The following is an 18589-nucleotide window of genomic DNA, read 5'->3' on the forward strand; positions in this document are numbered from 1 at the left end:
GAGTGGAGGAACGATTGGTGCCGTTACACGGCAGCGAAGTCGAGCCCGATATCGGCGGCGGGAGCCGATTGCGTGATCCGCCCGACGCTGACGAAGTCGACGCCGCTTTCCGCGATCGCGCGGATCGTCTCCAGCGTGACACCACCCGACGCCTCGGTCGGCACGCGTCCGCCGACCAGCATCACGGCGTCGCGCAGGGTCGCAGGCGTCATGTTGTCGAGCAGCAGGTGCGTCGCGCCACCCGCCAGCGCCGGCTCAATCTGCTCGACGCGGTCGACCTCAACGATGATGCGCGCAATGCCGGCCTCCTTGGCGCGCGCAGCGGCCTCCGCGACGCCGCCTGCGACCGCGACGTGGTTGTCCTTGATCATCGCCGCGTCCCACAACCCCATACGGTGGTTGGTCGCGCCGCCCATGCGGGTCGCGTATTTCTCCAGCCGCCTCAGGCCCGGGATCGTCTTGCGCGTGTCGAGCAGCGTCGCGCCGGTGCCCTCGATCCGATCGACATAGGCGCGTGTCAGCGTCGCGATGCCCGATAGATGCTGCACGGTGTTGAGCGCCGAGCGTTCGGCTGTCAGCAGTGCGCGCGCCCATCCCTCGACGCGCATCAACTCGGTTCCGCCCGCGACCCGGTCGCCGTCGGCGACCAGCAGCGCGATCGTCGCTTCGGGATCGAGCCGGCGAAAGAATGCCGCGGCGATCTCCAGCCCGGCAACCGTGATCGCGTCGCGGCTGTCCATCACCGCGGTGAAGCGCGCGTCGGCAGGGATCACCGCGGCAGAGGTGACATCCCCACCCTCGCCCATGTCCTCGGCGAGCGTCGCTTCGACGAACGCGTCGAGGGCGAAGCCATCAAGCGTGAAGGTCACGGCAACGCCTCGTCCGGTTCAACACCCCACAATCGCGTATTCTCGACCCAGCCGGCTTGCCCGTGCACGTCGAAGCGGCACCAGCCCGATCCGCACTGGCTCAATCGCCCGACGACGCCAGGCGCCGCGCGCCATAGAAGCTTCCCGCCGCCGCGCCGCTCATGCATTTCGATCGGCTGCCCGCCCTCGACAATCGCGGTGCGCGTGCTGCTGACCATGTTGCCGAGGAACCACCCCTGTGTGCCGCTCGGGTCCTCGACCTTGCGCCATTCCTTGAACGTGTCGATGACGCGGACCGGCAGGTCGCGGCGGACGTACAGCCATGTCGCGGGGTAGGTGCGCCCCGGCCCACTCCGCATCCGCGCACGCGCCGGCGCGATCGAGGCGTAGTAAGGCGGCTTCTGCTTCGGCTCGGCCGCCTGTGCGCCATCGACGAGGCATAAGGCGGCGAGCGCCCCGACAACACTGATACGCCTGTTCACTCGCCCTGTCCCCCCACGTCGCCTGCCACGCGCATCTTGCCTCGCGACGCGGGCCGCTTCAACCATCCAGCCGCATGCTTCAAGCGTTGACGCGTCCACGCGACTGCGTCACTCATCGCCGATGCCCGACACGCCGCGTGTTGCCCAGCCTTTCACAGCCAAGCGCGTCGCGCACCCCAAGGTGATCGTCACGCGCGAACTCCCCGACACGGTGATGTCGCGGATGGAGGCGTTGTTTGACACGACCAACAATCGCGGTGACGCTGCGATGACCCGCGCTCAGCTGACCGCTGCGATGGCCGATTGCGACGTGCTCGTCCCCGCCGTCACCGACACGATCGACGCCGACCTGATCGCGGATGCGGGCGAGCGGCTGCGACTGATCGCCAATTTCGGCGCGGGCGTGAACCACATCGACCTGAAGGCGGCGCGCGCGCGGCGGATCATCGTCACCAACACGCCGGGCGTGCTGACCGAGGATACCGCCGACATGACAATGGCGCTGATCGTCTCGGTTCCACGACGGCTGGCGGAGGGCGAGAAACTGGTGCGGTCAGGCGCGTGGACCGGTTGGAGTCCCGGTGGAATGCTTGGCTACCGCATCGGTGGCAAGGCGCTCGGCATCGTCGGCATGGGGCGCATCGGTCAGGCGGTCGCGCGGCGCGCGCGTGCGTTCGGGCTGTCGATCCACTACCATAACCGCCACCGGCTGCCGAAGGTGCTCGAAGGCGAGTTGGGCGCCGAGTGGCATCCGAACCTCGACGAGATGCTGGGCGCGATCGACATCCTAACGCTCCACACCCCGCTCAACGACGACAGCCGCGACCTGATCGACGCGGGGCGGATCGCGCTGCTGCGCCCGCACGTCTTCGTCATCAACGCAAGCCGCGGCGGCATCCTCGACGAGGACGCGCTCGTCGATGCATTACAGAACGAGCGACTGGCGGGTGCCGGTCTCGACGTGTGGCAGCACGAACCACGCATCGATCCACGGCTGCTTGCACTCCCCAACGTCGTCATGACGCCGCACATGGGCTCGGCGACCTACGAAGGAAGGGTTGCGAGCGGCGACAAGGTGATCGCCAACATTCGCATGTGGGCCGACGGTCACCGCCCGCCCGATCAGGTGCTCGACGGCTGGGCCTGAACGTGTGCCTGCTCGCGCCTTTGTAACAAAGCTTTACGCAGCGGAACCCACATCGGCGCTCATCATTGATCCGGCTCCCCACATCAACGGAGCCTATACGATGCGCAACGCAGCCCTGATCGCCGTACTCGGTCTCGCCGCTCTCTCCACCTCGGCCTGTTCCACCCTCAAGGGTGCGGCGATCGGCGGTGCCGGGGGCGCGGGTGTTGCCGCAGCCACCGGCGGCAGTGTCGAAAAGGGTGCAGCCGTTGGCGGCGTCGGCGGCGCGGTGGTCGGCACCATCGTTGACTGAATGAATGGTGCGGGCCGCGCGATCATCGTCGCGTGGCCTGCACCCGGTCAATCGCCCGTCAGGATACGGTCGACCAGTTCCTTGACGCTCGGCACGTAGCCGTTCGAGTAAAACGGATCGCGCTTGAAGTTATACGCGGCGTGTCCCGCAAACATCAGATTCCGCTCGACATCGCCGCCGTGCGCGATCTCCTGAAGCGTCTTCTGGATGCAGAAACTGCGCGGATCGGCGAGGCGACCGGTGGAGTTGGTCTCGGTATCCGCCCAGCTCGAGAACAGGCATTGCGACAGGCACCCCATGCAATCGGCCTGATCCTTCCGGATCTCGCCCTTCTCCTGCGGCGAAACGAACACCAGCGTGTTGTCCGGCGTCTTGAGCGCATCGGTGAAGCCCTCGCCAAACCACTGCCGCGCGCGCAGGAGATCGTTGCGCGTGACCCAGAAGTTCTTGCCCTTCACGCCCACGTCAAGCTGAAAGACGTGGTCGCCCGCCTCCTGCGTCGAGAACGCGATCTGCCGCTCGGATCGCGCCTCAAGACTACGCAGGAACGGGTTGCGCACCGCCGAGGAATAGAAACCGGTGGGTGAGAAGCGGTGGAGCAGCACGTCGCCCTCTTCCACGGTCAACAGCCGCTGCTTCCAGTCGGCAGGGATCGGGCTCTCGCGCGTCAGCAGCGGGCGCGTGCCGTACTGAAATGCGATCTGGCCGAGCTCGGGATTGTCGATCCACTCGTTCCAGTCGCGCAGGTACCAGACGCCACCCGCCATCACGATCGGCGTCGTATCGGGAATGCCGCCCTCGCGCATCGTCTCGCGCAGCGCCTTGACGCGCGGATACGGGTCCTCGGGACGCAGCGGGTCCTCTGCGTTCGACAGGCCGTTGTGGCCGCCCGCCAGCCACGGATCCTCGTACACTACGGCGCCGAGCAGTTCCGACACCTTGGAATAAGCGCGCTTCCACAACGCGCGAAAGGCCCGGCCCGAGCTGACGATCGGCAGGTAGTTGACGTTGTATGACGCCGCGATCTCGGACAGCTTGTACGGCATGCCCGCGCCGCAGGTGACGCCGGCGACCATGCCCTTGGTTCGCTCCAGCACGCCTTGCAGCACGCGTTGCGCACCGCCCATTTCCCATAGCACGTTGATGTTGATCGCGCCGCGACCGCCCGCGATTTCCCACGCGCGCTGGACCTGCTGCACGGCACCCTCAATCGCATAGGCGATCAGTTCCTCGTGCCGCTCACGCCGGGTCAGCGCGCGGTAAACCTGCGGGATGATCTTGCCCTCAGGATCGTAGCTGTCGGCATTGACCGCCGACACCGTGCCGATGCCGCCTGCCGCGGCCCAGGCACCCGCCGAAGCGTGGTTCGTCGCAGCAACGCCTTTTCCACCCTCCACCAATGGCCAGACTTCGCGGCCGGCATAGACGATGGGGTTCAGGCCCTTGAACACGCTGCTGTCACTTCCCGACGTTGGTAATTCGGTCCGCTATAAACCAAAGTCGGGACAAGGCGATAGGATTGCATCAGCCGAGCGCGCCGGGCCGCGCCATCGCCTCATTATACAGTGCGGCATAGCGCTCGATCATCGTGTCCTCGTCGTACAGGGCGCGTGCCTTCACCTGATTGGCGCGCCCGACGCGGGCACGCAGGCCGTGATCGGCGGCGAGCGCCTGGATCGCGTCGCGCAAGCGGACCTCGCCGTGATGCTCGGTGATGAACGGCACGTTCTCCTCCGCCACCATCGCGCGCACGTCGCCGACTGGCGGCGCGACGATCGGCAGCCCCGCCGCCATCGCCTCCACCACGCTGATCGGGAATTGCTCTGACTTGGACGACAGCGCGAGCAAATCGAAATAACGCATGAAGCGGTACGGCCGGTCGAGGAAGCCAGGCATCACCAGCCGGTCGTCGATCCCCATCGCCAGTGCCGCCTGCTCGATCGCTGCCTTTTCTGGCCCCTCACCCACGATCACCAGCCGAAACCGAGCCGACACGCCGCCGACGGCGCGGACCAGCTGCGGCAGATCCTTTACCGCGCGTAGGCCCGCAACCGTGCCGATCACCACCTCGTTCGCGCGTTTGAGGAAGCCGGGAATTGCCTTCGCGTCGGGGTCCTTCGCGTACAGGCCCGTCGCGATGCCGTTCAGGATGCGATGGACACGCGCGCGCGGCTGTTTCCACGTCTCCAGCGCAATCCGCTCCAGGCTGGTCGACGGCACCACCAGCGCGTGCGCCGCGCCAAGTGCGAGGCGGCGATAGATGTTGCGCTCGCGCTTCAGTCCGCCCGCTTCGTCGGCGTTGAAGCCGTCCTCGTGGTGGACGAGCGGCGGTGCGCCTTTCGCGAACACGCGCCTGGCCATCACGCCATCGATCGCGCCCCAATTGTAAGTCAGCACCAGATCGAACCCACGCATATAACGCGCGATCGCCTCGTAGCGCGCGACCGATGGCCGTCCGGTGAGCGGCGGCGCGTTCTGCGCAATCTCGTAAGCGATGCCGCGATTGATCCGTGCGCGTGCGCCCAGCGCCGCGGGCATTGCCGACACAATCGTATGCCGCGCGCGGTCGCCGAACGCGTTCATCAGCCGGACCGCGCGCGCCTCCTTTCCGCCCAGATCGAAGGTCGAATGAAGGTGCAGGATCGAGATCGGCCGCGTCATGCGCGCCGGCATAACCCGCGAGACGCTAACACGCACCTACCTAGGCGGGTGGCGAGGCGCGCAGGCTGTTCTTCGGAATGTGCGTGATCCGGCACGCGAGATCGGCCTCCCCGCTCGCGACGATCCAATGGTCGCAGCCATCGACGATGCCGGTCGTGAACACGACATTGTCGAGGTACATCTGCTCTGCCAGCGGCTGGGTCAGCGCCGGTCTGGGCTCGATCAACGGCGTGTGGCAGGTGGCGATCGTCTTGGACGGATCGTCGAGGTCGAGCAGCGACCAATAGGTGCGATAGATGCCGACCGCGCCGCTCGGCTCGACGCCGTGCCACAATGTCAGCCAGCCCTCCTGCCCCTCTACGCTGGCGCGCACCGGCTGCGCGCCGCCACCCATCCGCGCGGTCGCGACCGTCGCGGCGTGCGGGCGGATGCCTGGCTCGTCACACGGCTTCCAGTGCAGTAGATCGGGTGAGGTCGCGAGGTTGATCGACGGTCCCGCGCGCCACGGCGAGTCCGGCGGATAGGCGAAATACAGGTCGCCGAGCGGCCGCGTCTGCGCCCAGAACTTGCCCGCAATCTGGCCTTCGAAGATCAGCATGTCCTTGTTCTGGTGGTCGAGCACCACTCCCTCCAGCTGCCAGTCGAGCGCGTCGTCGCTGGAGTACAGCGTCGTTCCCTGCCGCTCCGGACTGACCGAGCAGCTGGTCATGTAGTAGCGATTGTCGACGCGGCTGATCCGCGCATCCTCGACGCCGTAGCATTGATACGGCCGCTGCGGCGCGATCGCGCGGTCGTAGTGGATCTGCTCGACCCGCGTGCCATCCGCATTCAACTCGACCGGCAGCAGCCACGACAGCGAGGTCAGCGCCATCACCTTCCAGCCGCCGCCGCGCATCATGAACGTGCGCGGGTCCTTCGTATCGACCAGCTGCAACGGCCAGGCGTCGAGCGCGTAGGCGCCATCGTCCCAGCGGATCGCGTGGACGTGCCCATCCCTGATCGGCTGGCGCAATGCCTCGGCCACCCGGACCATCATCAACAGATTGCCGTTCGGCAGGCGCGTGAGCGCGGGATTGAACGCGCCCAGCACGTAAGTCTCGGCGTCGATCCTGCCGGAAAGCGGCGAGCGCGACAGGTCGACGTCGCGCGGATCGAAGATCAGCGCGTCGTGCGCGAACTCGGGTGCACCTTGCGTCACGCGTAAAGCCGCCAGCACACTTGGGTCAGTCGGGTCGGGAGCATGGCACGTCCTGATCGGTCATCCGCCCGAGACGATCGAGCGATCAGGCGGGTTCCGCGATCCGTTCGAGCAGTTGCTCGACCGCGGCGAGCGCAACCGGCTCTGACAATGTCGGCACGTGACCGACACGCGGCACCGTGACCAGCCTTGAGTGCGACGCACTCGCCGCCATCCGCTCGGCGGTCGCGGCCGACAGCATGTCCGATCGCTCGCCACGCACGATCAGCGTCGGCACGTGCGACAAGGCAGCGAAGGCGCGCCACATGTCCGGCCCCGCCTCGTTGCCGGGCAGTCGGAACGGCTCCGCAATGCGCGCGTCGTAATCGAGCACGACGCGCCCGGCGCTGCTCAGGCGGTAGATGCGCTTTGCCATCGCAAGCCAATCCTCGATCCGCCAGTCGGGATATACGGCGCCGCTCGATTCCTGCAGCCCGCGTGCGGCGTGCATCCAGGTTGGGTGGTTGCTCGATTTGCCGACATAGCCGCGCACCCGCGCCAGCCCCGCCGGCTCGATCTCGGGTCCGATGTCGTTCAGGACCGCGCCTGCGATCCGGTCGGGCATCATGCCGGCAAGCAGCATCGCGACGATCCCGCCCAGCGACGTGCCGACCGCGACGAACCGGTCGATCCCCGCCGCCTCCACCAAGCCCGCGATATCCTGCGCATAGGTCAGCGGGACATAGCTCATCGGATCCTTGGCGTAGCCGCTTTCGCCGCGCCCGCGGAACTCGACCGCCAGCACGCGCCACTCAGGCGACAGCTGCTGCGCCAGCGCCGCGAAGTCGCGCGCATTGCGCGTCAGCCCGGGCATGCACAGGAGTACAGGCTTGCGCGCGTCACCCGGATAGTCGCGCGCATGCAGCCGCAATCCGTCGGCCGACCACCAGTAGAAGTCCGCGAAACTCGCCTCGTTTCCTGCCACGCTTGTACCCCGGTCGCCGTGGCCCCCATATCGACGCATGCCGACCGACCCGCAAGCGTACCGCCCGCAGATGACGATCATGCAACTGGGAGACGGCTTCTACGATCCGGTCGACGCGGCCGCTTTCCCGCAGACGATCCTGCGCTTCCGCAACGATCGCGCGGCCAACGAGGTCGGTCTCGACGCGCTGAGCGACGAGGAGTGGCTGACGCACTTCGGTCGGTTCGTGCCCTTGCCGGACACGCTGCCGCGGCCGCTCGCGCTGCGCTACCACGGCCATCAGTTCCGCACCTATAATCCCGATTTGGGCGACGGGCGCGGCTTCACCTTCGCGCAACTGCGTGACCGGCGCGGCCGACTGATGGACCTCGGCACCAAGGGTTCGGGCCAGACGCCGTGGAGCCGTTTCGGCGATGGTCGCCTGACGCTGAAGGGGGGCGTGCGCGAGGTGCTGGCGAGCGAGATGCTCGAGGCGCTGGGCGTGCCGACCTCGCGCAGCTTTTCGTTGATCGAAACCGGTGAGGCGCTGGAACGGGGCGACGAACCCTCGCCCACGCGCTCGGCGGTGTTGGTGCGGCTGAGCCACGGCCACATCCGCATCGGCACGTTCCAGCGGCTCGCCTACCACCGCGATGAGGGCGGCTTGCGCAAGCTCACCGCCTATGTGCTGCGCAACCTTTACGGTGAGGACAACGATGATCCCGTGCGCCTGCTCGACCTGGTCGTTCAGCGCACCGCGACGCTCGTCGCACGCTACATGGCGGCGGGGTTCGTCCACGGCGTGCTCAATTCGGACAACATCAACGTGACCGGCGAAAGCTTCGACTACGGCCCGTGGCGGTTTGCACCCACGTGGGATCCAGGCACCGTCGCGGCCTATTTCGATCACGCCGGGCTCTACGCCCTCGGTCGCCAGCCCGAAGCGATCCATTGGGATGCGATGCAGCTGGCGGTATCGCTGCGCCAGATCAGCGACGCCGAACCGCTGATCGCGGCGCTCGACCGCTTTCCCGAGCATTACCAGCGCGCGGTCACGTCCGCGATCCTGTGGCGGCTCGGGCGACGCTCACGCGAGCACGAGCGCGATCGCGCGCTGGTGCAGGCGGTCGAGCGTGCGCTGCGCGGCACTGGCGTTCAGATCGAACGCTTCTTCTTCGACGTGTTCGCGCAAGCACTGCCTGCGAGCTACGGCGCGCAATGGGACGACGTACGCGCCGCGCTCGACGGCTACGAACCGCGTCGAGCGCGCGACCACGCCTTCTGGGATGGTGAGCCGTGCGCGATGCTGATCGACGAGGTTGAGGAAAAAATCTGGGCCGCGATCGATCGTGACGACGATTGGCAGCCATTTCATGCCAAGGTGACACGCATCCGCCAAATGGAACAAGCGCTCGGCGACTGCCCCTTTTACTCGCCCCTTATTACGGTAAGGAACCGAAATGGGTGAGTTGATCTCGTTTGAGCCCGCGACGGGTGCAGAACTGTGGCGCGGCGCGACGAGCGATGTCGACCTGGAGGTCGCAACCGCGCGCGACGGCTGGGTCGCCTGGGCGGCGCGTCCCGTCACCTTCCGTATCGAGACGATGCGCCGCTTCGCCAACGTGGTGCGCCAGCGTGCCGACGCCTTCGCCGACGTGATCGCACGCGAAACGGGCAAGCCGCTGTGGGAAGCGAAGACCGAGGTCGATTCGGTCATCGCCAAGGTCGACATATCGGTCAGCGCCTATGCCGAGCGGACCGCGCAGCGGCGGATGGACGCGCCGATGGGCAGCCGCATGGCGCTCCGCCACAAGCCGCATGGCGTGCTGGCGGTGCTCGGCCCCTACAATTTTCCCGCGCATCTGCCCAACGGGCACATCGTGCCGGCGCTGATCGCGGGCAACGCGGTGGTGTTCAAACCGTCGGAGAAGACGCCCGCGACCGGCGTGTTCCTGTGCGAGTGCATCCACGCCGCCGGGGTGCCCGAGGAATGCATGCGCGTCGTGATCGGCGGCCCCGACGAAGGCCGGAAGCTCGCCGCGCACGACGGGATCGACGGCCTGCTGTTCACCGGCTCGGCACGCACCGGCCTCGCGCTCAACCGCGCCTTTGCCGAAAAGCCGGAGAAGATCCTCGCGCTCGAGATGGGCGGCAACAACCCCATCATCGTGTGGGACACCCCCGACCTCGCCACCGCTGCGGTGCTGGTGGCGCAATCGGCCTTCACGACCGCCGGCCAGCGCTGCACTGCGGCGCGCCGCCTGATCGTGCAGGAAAGCTTGGCCGAGGAGTTTCTGGCCGAGCTCAACCGGCTGACCGGGCGTCTGATCGTCGGTCGCCCGCACGACGATCCGCAGCCGTTCATGGGTCCCGTGATCGACAACGAGGCGGCCGACGGGCTGACCGAAAGCTTCCTCGCGCTGATGATGCGTGGCGGTCGTCCCATCCGCCACATGGCGCGGCCCGATCCCGATCGACCTTTGCTCACGCCGGGCATCATCGACGTGACCGACCTGCCGGATCGCCCCGATATCGAGCTGTTCGGCCCCCTGCTCCAGGTGATCCGCGTCGATGATTTCGACGCCGCGATCGCGGAAGCGAACAATACCCGCTACGGCCTGTCCGCCTCGCTCGTCAGCCAGACGCCGATCCTCTACGACCGTTTCTGGGCGGGCGCGCGCGCCGGGATCGTCAACTGGAACAAGCCGACCAACGGTGCGTCATCGTCGGCACCGTTCGGTGGCATCGGCTGGTCGGGCAACCATCGCCCAAGCGCTTATTATGCGGCGGACTATTGCGCCTATCCCGTCGTCTCGAACGAGGCGGAGGCTGCGCGCGCATCGATCGGCATCGGGCTCGCCGACGCATAGACCGTCGCCAACGCGGCAGAAAATACAAACGGGGGAATGACAACATGGCAAGCGGGCTGGTCGCATTGCTCGACGATATCGCGGGCCTGACCCGCCTCGCCGCCGCCTCGCTCGACGACGTGGCGGGTGCCGCAGCGAAGGCAGGCACCAAGGCGGCGGGCGTCGTGGTCGACGATACCGCAGTGACGCCGCGCTACGTCGTCGGCTTATCACCCAAGCGCGAACTTCCGATCATCGGCAAGATCGCGCTCGGCTCGATCCGCAACAAGCTGCTGTTCCTGCTCCCCGCCGCACTGATCCTCAGCGCATTCGCGCCATGGGCGATCACGCCGCTGCTGATGCTGGGCGGTCTGTACCTCTGCTTCGAGGGCGCGGAGAAGGTGATCGAGGCCGTGTCGGGCGGGCACGGCGAGGAGGAAGAAGCCGCGCCGACCGATCCGGTCGAGTTGGAAAAGCAGAAGGTCGCGGGCGCGGTCCGCACCGACTTCATCCTTTCGGCCGAGATCATGGCGATCGCGCTCGGCGAGGTCAGCGACACGCCGATCCTGACGCAGGCGATCACGCTGATCATCGTCGCGGTGGCGATCACCGCAGGCGTCTACGGCGTCGTCGCGCTGATCGTGAAGGCGGACGACATCGGGCTTCATCTCGCCAAGCAACGCTCGGGCGCGCTCCAGGCGATCGGGCTCGGGCTGGTGAAGGGCGTACCCGTCATGATGCGCTGGCTGGCGGTGATCGGGACCGCGGCGATGATCTGGGTCGGCGGCGGCATCCTGCTGCACGGGATGGAGGAGCTCGGTCTCGCCGGGCTGGCCCACGTCGTTCACCACGCGTCCGAGGTGGCGGGGAAGTCGACGGGCGCGCTCGGCGGCGCGGTCGCCTGGATCGTCACCGCGGCCTTGTCGGGCGTGGTCGGGCTAATCGTCGGCGGACTGGTCGCGCTGATCGTGCACCACGTGCAACGGGCACGCGGTAAGCACGGCGACGCGGCGCACTGAAACCTCGACTACGCGCGGCGCAAGCCTTGCTGGTTTGCTTGGGCGCGCCAGTGAGGCCATCTGCCAAAGCATGGCAAGTCTGCTTGATCCCGACGCGCGCGGTCGCGTCATCCTCGTCGGTGCGGGTCCGGGCGATCCCGGGCTGCTGACCGTCCGCGCGGTGGAGGCGCTCAAGTGCGCCGATGTCGTCGTCCATGACGGCTTGATCGACCCACGCGTGCTCGACATCGCGCCTGCCACGGCGCAGCGCATCTCGGTCGCGAAGCGCCGCGCGCGCCACACCCTGCCGCAGGACGCGATCAACGCGCTTATCGTCGCGCACGTCCGCGCCGGATCGGTCGTCGTGCGGCTGAAGGGCGGCGACCCGTTCATCTTCGGGCGCGGCGGCGAGGAGGTCGAGGCGGTGCGCGCCGCTGGCCTGCCCGTAGAGGTCATCCCCGGTGTGTCGGCGGCGCTGGGTTGCGCGGCGGAGGCGATGCTGCCGCTCACCCACCGCGACCATGCCAGCGCGGTCAGCTTCGTCGCCGGACAGTGCAAGGGACTGAGCGAGCAGGATTGGTCGGGCCTCGCCGGCCAAGGCCGCACGCTCGTCATCTACATGGGCGTCGCAACCGCGGATCAGATCGCGGACAAGCTGATGGCGGACGGAGTCGCGCCCGATATGCCGGTCGCGGTGCTCGAAAAGGGTACGCAGCCCGACCACCGCGCGTTGCGTACCCTGCTCGCCGATCTCGGCGCGATGATGACGCGCGAGCGTGTCGCCAGCCCCGCGATCATCGTCGTCGGCGAGGTGGTCGAATTGTCAGATGCCGAGAACCGGTTGGCGGGCTATGTCCGCACCGCGGAGACATTTGCGTGAAGGTAATGGCGTGAAACTGGTGACGGGCAACGATCTGCCGAGCGGCGACGTGATCTGGTGGACAGGCCAGGGTTGGTCGCGCCACATCGAGGAAGCGGTGGATGCCGGCGACCATGCCGAGGCGATCGCACGCGCGGAGGAAGCTTCGCGCCGCGTCAACGTGCCTTATGTAATCGAGGGTGTCGCAACTGCGGACGGCCCCCGACCTGCACACATCAAGGATCGTATTCGCGCGCTCGGGCCTACCGTCCGCCCCGACCTGACATTGAAGCCGGCTGATCCCACTGCCGGAAGCTGGGTAATCTGATGTACAAGTACGACGAGTATGACCAGGCGATCGTCGATGCGCGCGTCGACGAATTTCGCGATCAGGTGCGCCGCCGCCTGGCGGGCGAGATCACCGAGGACCAGTTCAAGCCGCTTCGGCTGATGAACGGCCTCTACCTCCAGCTTCACGCCTACATGCTGCGGATCGCGGTGCCCTACGGCACGCTCGACAGCCGGCAGATGCGGATGCTTGGTACGATCGCGCGCAAGTACGACCGCGGCTATGGCCATTTCACCACGCGCCAGAACATCCAGTTCAACTGGATCAAGCTGTCCGACGCGCCCGACATCCTGGCCGAGATCGCCAAGGTCGAGATGCACGCGATCCAGACGAGCGGCAATTGCATCCGCAACATCTCTTCCGATCAGTACGCCGGCGCCGCCGCCGACGAGGTCGCCGATCCCCGCCCTTGGGCCGAGCTGCTGCGTCAGTGGAGCACCTTTCACCCCGAATTCAGCTACCTGCCGCGCAAGTTCAAGATCGCGGTGATCGCAGCGGACGAGGATCGCGCGGCGATGCGGCTGCACGACATCGGCATCCAGCTCGTCATGCGCGACGGTGAGCTGGGCGCGCGGATCTTTGCGGGCGGCGGCATGGGCCGCACGCCGATGATCTCGCACGAAATTCGCGACTTCGTGACTGCCGACGATTTGATGAGCTATCTCGAGGCGGCCTTGCGCGTCTACAATCGCTACGGCCGGCGCGACAACATCTACAAGGCGCGGATCAAGATCCTGATCCACGAGATCGGCGCCGATGAATACCGCCGCCAGGTCGAGGAGGAGTTCGCGCTGGTCAAGCAGCTCGGGCTCGATCCGCCGCGCGCCGAGCTGGAGCGGATCACCGCAATGTTCGCAAGCCCCGCGTTCGAGGCGGAAGCGTCGACCGAGATCAACCGCAGCGATCCCGATTTTGCGGTCTGGCTCGACCAGAACGTCAAGCCGCACAAGCAGCCCGGCTACGCGATCGTCAACGTGTCCCTGAAGCCGATCGGCGGCATCCCGGGCGACGCCTCGGCCGACCAGATCGACGTGATGGCGACCCTCGCCGAGCGTTACGGCTTCGACGAGTTGCGGGTGACTCATGCGCAGAACATCGTCATACCGCACGTCCGCGTCGCCGACCTGAAGGCGGTGTGGGAGGCACTGGTCGAGGCCGGGCTCGCCGAGGCGAATCTCGATCTCATCAGCGACATCATCGCCTGCCCCGGCCTCGATTATTGCAGCCTCGCCAACGCGCGATCGATCCCGCTGGCACAGAAGATCGCCGAGCGCTTCGCCGACCCGGCACGGCAGCGCGACCTGGGCGAGCTGAAGCTCAAGATCTCGGGCTGCATCAACGCGTGCGGGCATCATCATGCCGGTCACATCGGCATCCTGGGCGTCGACAAGAAGGGCGTGGAGAACTTCCAGCTGTTGCTCGGAGGATCGGGTGCGGAGGACGTGAGTCTGGGCAAGATCACCGGTCCGGGCTTCAGCGAGGACGGCGTCGTCGACGCGATCGAGCGCGTCACCAACACCTACATCGAGGTGCGTGAGACCGGCGAGCGTTTCGTCGACACCTACCGGCGCGTCGGCATGGAGCCGTTCAAGGAGGCGATCTATGGCTGATGGTTTCGATCCCGACCAGACCACGACGACCGACAGCGGCGGCGGCGTGCAGCTGCGCTTCCGCGATGATGAGGTACACGAGGAGCCCGCGGTCACGCTCGACTCGTTCCTGGTCGGTCAGTCGAACGCGACCGCCGTCCGTATCGAGCCCGGCGACGATGCGCGCGAACTGCTGCCTTCGCTCGACCGTATCGCACTCATCGAGGTGTCGTTCCCGAGCTTCCGCGACGGGCGCGGCTATTCGGTCGCGCGTATCCTGCGCGAGGCGGGATACACCGGCGAGTTGCGCGCAGCGGGCGACGTGCTCGTCGATCAGGTGCCGCTGATGCGCCGCTGCGGCTTCGACAGCTTTGCGCCCGAAACACCGATCGACGGCGAGACACTGCGCCGCTCGCTCGACCGCTACGACTACCATTACCAGAAAGCCGCCGATGCATCGGTGCCGGTATGGAAGCTTCGTCATGGGTGAGCCCGCACGCCAGCTCGACACGATCGACACCGGTCGCGTCTACACCGCCGCCGATGCCGCAGCCTACGCCGCACGCTTCTCGGGTGCTTCGGCGCAGGAGATGCTGCGTGAGCTGCTGACCGGCGAATTGAAGGGGCGGATCGCGGCGGTGTCGTCGTTCGGCGCGGAGTCGGCGGTCCTCCTCCATATGATCGCGGAGGTCGACCGCGACGTACCGGTCGTGTTCACCAACACGCAGAAGATGTTCGGCGAAACGCTCGCATACCGCGACGAACTCGCCGAGCGGCTGGGCTTCACCGACCTGCGCGTGTTCCGCCCCGATCCGCGTCTGCTGCGGCTGAAGGACGACAAGGGCCTGCGCTGGTCCTACGACCCCGACGGCTGCTGCGAGTTGCGCAAGGTCGAGCCGCTGCGCCGTGCGCTGCTGCCGTTCGATGCTTGGATTTCGGGTCGCAAGGGGTTTCAGGCGTCCACCCGTCGCGCGATGCCGCGGTTCGAGGAAGATGACGGCCGCTTGAAGATCAACCCGCTGTCGGCCTGGACCAAGGCTGATCTCGACGCCTATTTCGACGAGCACGACCTGCCGCGGCACCCGTTGGAGGCGCAGGGTTACCCGTCGATCGGTTGTGCGCCCTGCACCTCGCGCGTGCAGCCGGGCGAGGACCCACGCGCCGGTCGCTGGCGCGGCTGGGACAAGGTGGAATGCGGCATCCATGTGCCGGAGAAGCCGGGTGAGGAACCCGCCTTCTAGGCTGCGGCTCGTTTCGGTACTGGATCGAATCGGCCCGATCTTGGTTTAGCGATCGTGCCACGCCTGCTCATATGCCTGCTGCTCATCATCCCACTTGCGGCATGCAACCGGCAGGTCGGTAACGCCGCCCCGCCCCGCGTGACGGGCGCGATCACCATGCCCGAACAACCTTCGACGATTGTCGTGCCCGTCGATGCCGACCTCGATCAACTCGAACGCGGGCTGGAGCAGCGCACGCCGCGCCAGCTATGGACGATCGACCGTCACCTCGACACTTGCGTGAAGGCGAGGCGGGTCAACCTCGGCATCGCCAAGGTAAGGGTCACGCCCGACCTCGGCTGTCGCGTCGTCGGCACCGTCACCCGCGGGCCGGTATACGTCGGCGGCAGCGGCGATCGGCTGGTCGTCACGCTGCCGATCCACGCCCGGATCTCGGCAAAGGATGTCGGCGGCGTTGCGGGGGAGACCGCAACCGGCAGTGCGATCGTCCGCGCGACCGGGCGCATCTCGATTTACGGCGACTGGCAACCGACCGCCAAAATGCAATTGTCATACGACTGGACGCAGCCGCCCGGCATCCACCTGCTGGGACAACGCATTACCTTTACCGACAAGGCTGACGAGAAGCTGCAGCCCATGCTCGCGAAGCTGGAGCGCGACCTGCCGGCGGAATTGTCGCGGCTGCATCTGCGAAGCCAGCTTGAACAGGTCTGGGACCAGTCGTTCACGACGCTCCAGCTCAGCCAACGCAACCCGCCGGTGTGGATGCGGGTCGCGCCGCGTCGGCTCGGTTACGGCGGCTACCGGATCAAGGGACGCGAGCTGCGGTTGACGTTGCGGGCGGACGCGTTGACGCAGACATTCGTCGGCCACCGCCCGCCTGATCTGACGCCGACAGCGCTACCGCCCCCGTCATCTGAGCTCGGCACACCCGGCTTGCGTTTCTTCACCCCGGTGCTCGCCGATTACGCCCAACTCGAACCGGTGGTGCAGCGCACGCTGCGCAAGCTGGCCGTGCGTGGCATAAAGCTGAAGGGGATCGGAGCAGTCGATGCAGAGTTCGGGCGCGTCACCGTTTATGCGACGAGCGACAACCGGATCGCGGTCGGTGTTCATGCAAAGGTCAAGGCGCGCTCAAGCCCGATCGCCTCGGCGGAGGGCGAAGCCTGGCTCGCCGCGCAGCCGTACAACCAACCCGAATCGCAGCTCGTCCAGGTCCGCAACGTCGAGTTCGCGACCAAGACCAACTCGCAGCTGGTCGACCTGCTCGCTGCCTTGTTCGCCGATCCAACCGTGCGCGCCGGCATTGCCGATGGCCTCGCCCACGATTTCGCGCCCGATTACCGAAAGCTGCTCGTCAAGGTGGAGCGCGCGATCGGCGAGCGGCGCGAAGGCGATTTCGTGCTGCGCACCCGGATCACCGGCGTGCGCAACGGCCGCATCACCGCAACCGGCGCCGGGCTGTTCATGCCGGTCGCGGTCACCGGGCAGGCGGACATCAGCTACCGTCCGCACTGATCGATCCGTTCAATATCCGGCATAGTCCGAGAAGCGCGTGATCGTCGGGTCGAACTTCAGGATAACCTTGCCGGTCGCACCGTGGCGCTGCTTGGCGACGATCAGCTCGGCCAGGCCGTAGACGCGTTCCATGTCGGCGGCCCAGGCGGCGTGGTCCTCGAACATCTTGGCGTTGTCGCCTTCGACCGGGCGCTTGGGCTCCTTCGCCGCGACGTAATAGTCTTCGCGGAACACGAACCACACCATGTCGGCGTCCTGCTCGATCGAGCCTGATTCGCGCAGGTCGGACAGCTGCGGGCGTTTGTCCTCGCGCTGCTCGACCGCGCGGCTCAGCTGCGAGAGTGCCAGCACGGGCACGTTCATGTCCTTTGCCAACGTCTTCAAGCCGCGGCTGATCTCGGAGATTTCCTGCACACGGTTGCCGTCGGACGACTTGCCCGAGCCGGACAGGAGCTGGAGGTAGTCGATCACCACCAGCCCGATCTCGTTGTTGTGGCGGCGTTGCAGGCGACGGACACGAGTGTGGAGCGAGCCGATCGAGAGACCGCCGGTATCGTCGATGAACAGCGGCAAATTCTCCAGCTCGGCGGCGGCGGCGGCGAGCTGCTCGAACTCCTGCTTGCTGATCTTGCCCATGCGCAGCGCTTCCGAGGAGATGCGCGACTGTTCGGCGAGGATGCGCGTGGCGAGCTGGTCGGCCGACATTTCGAGGCTGAAGAAGGCGACCTTCGCGCCGACCGACTTCGACGGCGGAATGCCGTCGCGCATGTCATGCATCCAGCGCTGCGCCGCGTTGAACGCGATGTTGGTGGCAAGCGACGTTTTGCCCATGCCCGGACGCCCGGCAAGGATCATCAGGTCGGAATGATGCAGGCCGCCGATCTTCTGGTTGACGCTGTCGAGGCCCGTGGTGACGCCCGAAAGGTTGCCGCCCCAGTTGAGCGCCTTTTCGGCCATCTTGACGGCCATGGTGCTCGCCTGCGCGAACGATTTGATGCTGTTCTCGGTCGCGCCATCGGCCGCGACCTTGAACAGTTCCTCTTCCGCCAATTCGATCTGCGCGCGAGGATTGACCTCTTCCGACGTGTCCATCGCGCGATCGACGAGCGTGCGCCCTACCGAGACGAGCGAGCGCAGCATGGCCAGATCGTAGATCTGCTGCGCGAACTGCCGCGCGCCGATCAGTCCCGCACCCGAGCCCGTAAGGCTGGCAAGATAGGCCGGGCCGCCCAGCTCCTTCATGCCTTCGTCGGCGTCGAACATCGGGCGCAGCGTGACGGGCGTCGCCAGCATGTCGGCGGCGCGCAGCGTCTTGATCGCAGCGAACACGCGGCCGTGGACGGGCTCGTAGAAATGCGCGGGTTCGAGCCGGTCGACCAGATCGTCGGCAAGGCGATTGTCGATCATCATCGCGCCGAGCATCGCGGCCTCCGCCTCGACGTTGCGCGGAAGCTGAACGGGTTCGACCGGAGCCGGCTGCGGAAATGCCAATGTCGCCATCGCGGCGTCATACCCGGTCGGGACGATTACCGAAACCGTCGCGGCGGTGAATGCCGGTGATAACCCGCCTCGCCGACGCGTTGTCGCGCGCGCG

General features: G+C 66.8%; 18 protein-coding genes. 11 read left to right on the top strand and 7 right to left on the bottom strand.

What is annotated here, in order from left to right:
• Positions 1 to 23 precede the first annotated feature (23 nt).
• Both nadC and SMN802W_RS0112190 read right to left on the bottom strand, forming a co-directional pair.
• Positions 24 to 869 carry a carboxylating nicotinate-nucleotide diphosphorylase gene (gene nadC, locus SMN802W_RS0112185; RefSeq protein ID WP_019517193.1) on the bottom strand — a complete coding sequence of 282 codons (846 nt, stop codon included), beginning with the start codon at positions 867 to 869 and terminating at the stop codon, positions 24 to 26.
• Complete coding sequence (locus SMN802W_RS0112190; protein ID WP_019517194.1) at positions 866 to 1351, bottom strand: SH3 domain-containing protein; 486 nt, start codon at positions 1349 to 1351, stop codon at positions 866 to 868. Before SMN802W_RS0112190 ends, nadC begins: the two co-directional genes overlap by 4 nt.
• 121 nt (positions 1352 to 1472) lie before the next feature.
• On the opposite strand from SMN802W_RS0112190, the gene SMN802W_RS0112195 reads away from it, so the two are divergent.
• Both SMN802W_RS0112195 and SMN802W_RS0112200 read left to right on the top strand, forming a co-directional pair.
• Complete coding sequence (locus SMN802W_RS0112195) at positions 1473 to 2498, top strand: 2-hydroxyacid dehydrogenase (protein ID WP_019517195.1); 1026 nt, start codon at positions 1473 to 1475, stop codon at positions 2496 to 2498.
• A 100-nt stretch (positions 2499 to 2598) separates the two neighbouring features.
• Complete coding sequence (locus SMN802W_RS0112200; RefSeq protein ID WP_019517196.1) at positions 2599 to 2790, top strand: hypothetical protein; 192 nt, start codon at positions 2599 to 2601, stop codon at positions 2788 to 2790.
• A gap of 47 nt (positions 2791 to 2837) precedes the next feature.
• Here SMN802W_RS0112200 and SMN802W_RS0112205 read toward each other — a convergent pair whose 3' ends face one another.
• From SMN802W_RS0112205 to SMN802W_RS0112220, 4 genes are all read right to left on the bottom strand, one after another.
• On the bottom strand, positions 2838 to 4241 hold the full coding sequence (locus tag SMN802W_RS0112205; RefSeq protein WP_019517197.1) for an NAD(P)H-dependent flavin oxidoreductase: 1404 nt from the start codon (positions 4239 to 4241) through the stop codon (positions 2838 to 2840).
• A gap of 73 nt (positions 4242 to 4314) precedes the next feature.
• Positions 4315 to 5451, bottom strand: a complete 1137-nt coding sequence (locus tag SMN802W_RS0112210) for a glycosyltransferase (RefSeq protein ID WP_026326070.1) — start codon at positions 5449 to 5451, stop codon at positions 4315 to 4317.
• A 40-nt stretch (positions 5452 to 5491) separates the two neighbouring features.
• Positions 5492 to 6649 carry a glycosidase gene (locus tag SMN802W_RS0112215; protein WP_019517199.1) on the bottom strand — a complete coding sequence of 386 codons (1158 nt, stop codon included), beginning with the start codon at positions 6647 to 6649 and terminating at the stop codon, positions 5492 to 5494.
• Between the two features lie 85 nt (positions 6650 to 6734).
• Positions 6735 to 7652 carry an alpha/beta fold hydrolase gene (locus SMN802W_RS0112220; protein ID WP_051083596.1) on the bottom strand — a complete coding sequence of 306 codons (918 nt, stop codon included), beginning with the start codon at positions 7650 to 7652 and terminating at the stop codon, positions 6735 to 6737.
• Here SMN802W_RS0112220 and SMN802W_RS0112225 point away from each other — a divergent pair.
• The 9 genes from SMN802W_RS0112225 to SMN802W_RS0112265 all read left to right on the top strand — a co-directional run bounded on the left by SMN802W_RS0112225 (position 7651) and on the right by SMN802W_RS0112265 (position 16995).
• Entirely contained in the window at positions 7651 to 9060 is a 1410-nt protein-coding gene (locus tag SMN802W_RS0112225; protein ID WP_019517201.1) for a protein adenylyltransferase SelO family protein, read from the top strand. The genes SMN802W_RS0112220 and SMN802W_RS0112225 overlap by 2 nt on opposite strands.
• Positions 9053 to 10462, top strand: coding sequence for a succinylglutamate-semialdehyde dehydrogenase (astD, locus tag SMN802W_RS0112230; protein ID WP_019517202.1), 1410 nt, complete (start codon positions 9053 to 9055; stop codon positions 10460 to 10462). Before SMN802W_RS0112225 ends, astD begins: the two co-directional genes overlap by 8 nt.
• 44 nt (positions 10463 to 10506) lie before the next feature.
• Positions 10507 to 11460 carry a DUF808 domain-containing protein gene (locus SMN802W_RS0112235; protein ID WP_019517203.1) on the top strand — a complete coding sequence of 318 codons (954 nt, stop codon included), beginning with the start codon at positions 10507 to 10509 and terminating at the stop codon, positions 11458 to 11460.
• Positions 11461 to 11530: 70 nt separating this feature from the next.
• The gene (cobA, locus tag SMN802W_RS0112240; RefSeq protein ID WP_019517204.1) at positions 11531 to 12319 is read left to right on the top strand and encodes a uroporphyrinogen-III C-methyltransferase; all 789 of its coding nucleotides are present in this window, start codon (positions 11531 to 11533) and stop codon (positions 12317 to 12319) included.
• A gap of 10 nt (positions 12320 to 12329) precedes the next feature.
• Positions 12330 to 12626 (top strand): DUF2849 domain-containing protein, encoded by a 297-nt coding sequence (locus tag SMN802W_RS0112245; RefSeq protein WP_026326071.1) that lies wholly within the window; start codon positions 12330 to 12332, stop codon positions 12624 to 12626.
• Positions 12626 to 14257 (top strand): nitrite/sulfite reductase, encoded by a 1632-nt coding sequence (locus SMN802W_RS0112250; protein ID WP_019517206.1) that lies wholly within the window; start codon positions 12626 to 12628, stop codon positions 14255 to 14257. The genes SMN802W_RS0112245 and SMN802W_RS0112250 overlap by 1 nt, the downstream gene beginning before the upstream one ends.
• Positions 14250 to 14726 (top strand): DUF934 domain-containing protein, encoded by a 477-nt coding sequence (locus SMN802W_RS0112255; protein WP_019517207.1) that lies wholly within the window; start codon positions 14250 to 14252, stop codon positions 14724 to 14726. Before SMN802W_RS0112250 ends, SMN802W_RS0112255 begins: the two co-directional genes overlap by 8 nt.
• Positions 14719 to 15477 (top strand): phosphoadenylyl-sulfate reductase, encoded by a 759-nt coding sequence (locus SMN802W_RS0112260; RefSeq protein ID WP_019517208.1) that lies wholly within the window; start codon positions 14719 to 14721, stop codon positions 15475 to 15477. The genes SMN802W_RS0112255 and SMN802W_RS0112260 overlap by 8 nt, the downstream gene beginning before the upstream one ends.
• Positions 15478 to 15633: 156 nt before the next feature.
• A complete protein-coding gene (locus tag SMN802W_RS0112265; RefSeq protein ID WP_156818868.1) occupies positions 15634 to 16995 on the top strand; it encodes a DUF4403 family protein in 1362 nt (453 codons plus the stop codon).
• Between the two features lie 9 nt (positions 16996 to 17004).
• On the opposite strand, the gene SMN802W_RS0112270 is transcribed toward SMN802W_RS0112265, so the two are convergent.
• Entirely contained in the window at positions 17005 to 18495 is a 1491-nt protein-coding gene (locus SMN802W_RS0112270) for a replicative DNA helicase (protein ID WP_019517210.1), read from the bottom strand.
• Positions 18496 to 18589 lie beyond the last annotated feature (94 nt).

The organism is Sphingomonas sp. Mn802worker (assembly GCF_000382485.1).
In the GTDB taxonomy this organism is placed as follows: domain Bacteria; phylum Pseudomonadota; class Alphaproteobacteria; order Sphingomonadales; family Sphingomonadaceae; genus Sphingomonas.

Bases quoted from the DNA above. Each gene is read 5' to 3' on its own strand.
- SMN802W_RS0112265 (WP_156818868.1), top strand. From the start codon at position 15,634: ATGCCCGAACAACCTTCGACGATTGTCGTGCCCGTCGATGCCGACCTC.
- SMN802W_RS0112195 (WP_019517195.1), top strand. From the start codon at position 1,473: ATGCCCGACACGCCGCGTGTTGCCCAGCCTTTCACAGCCAAGCGCGTC.
- SMN802W_RS0112235 (WP_019517203.1), top strand. From the start codon at position 10,507: ATGGCAAGCGGGCTGGTCGCATTGCTCGACGATATCGCGGGCCTGACC.
- SMN802W_RS0112220 (WP_051083596.1), bottom strand. From the start codon at position 7,652: ATGCGTCGATATGGGGGCCACGGCGACCGGGGTACAAGCGTGGCAGGA.
- astD (WP_019517202.1), top strand. From the start codon at position 9,053: ATGGGTGAGTTGATCTCGTTTGAGCCCGCGACGGGTGCAGAACTGTGG.
- SMN802W_RS0112250 (WP_019517206.1), top strand. From the start codon at position 12,626: ATGTACAAGTACGACGAGTATGACCAGGCGATCGTCGATGCGCGCGTC.
- SMN802W_RS0112210 (WP_026326070.1), bottom strand. From the start codon at position 5,451: ATGACGCGGCCGATCTCGATCCTGCACCTTCATTCGACCTTCGATCTG.
- SMN802W_RS0112255 (WP_019517207.1), top strand. From the start codon at position 14,250: ATGGCTGATGGTTTCGATCCCGACCAGACCACGACGACCGACAGCGGC.
- SMN802W_RS0112225 (WP_019517201.1), top strand. From the start codon at position 7,651: ATGCCGACCGACCCGCAAGCGTACCGCCCGCAGATGACGATCATGCAA.
- SMN802W_RS0112270 (WP_019517210.1), bottom strand. From the start codon at position 18,495: ATGGCGACATTGGCATTTCCGCAGCCGGCTCCGGTCGAACCCGTTCAG.
- cobA (WP_019517204.1), top strand. From the start codon at position 11,531: ATGGCAAGTCTGCTTGATCCCGACGCGCGCGGTCGCGTCATCCTCGTC.
- SMN802W_RS0112200 (WP_019517196.1), top strand. From the start codon at position 2,599: ATGCGCAACGCAGCCCTGATCGCCGTACTCGGTCTCGCCGCTCTCTCC.
- SMN802W_RS0112260 (WP_019517208.1), top strand. From the start codon at position 14,719: ATGGGTGAGCCCGCACGCCAGCTCGACACGATCGACACCGGTCGCGTC.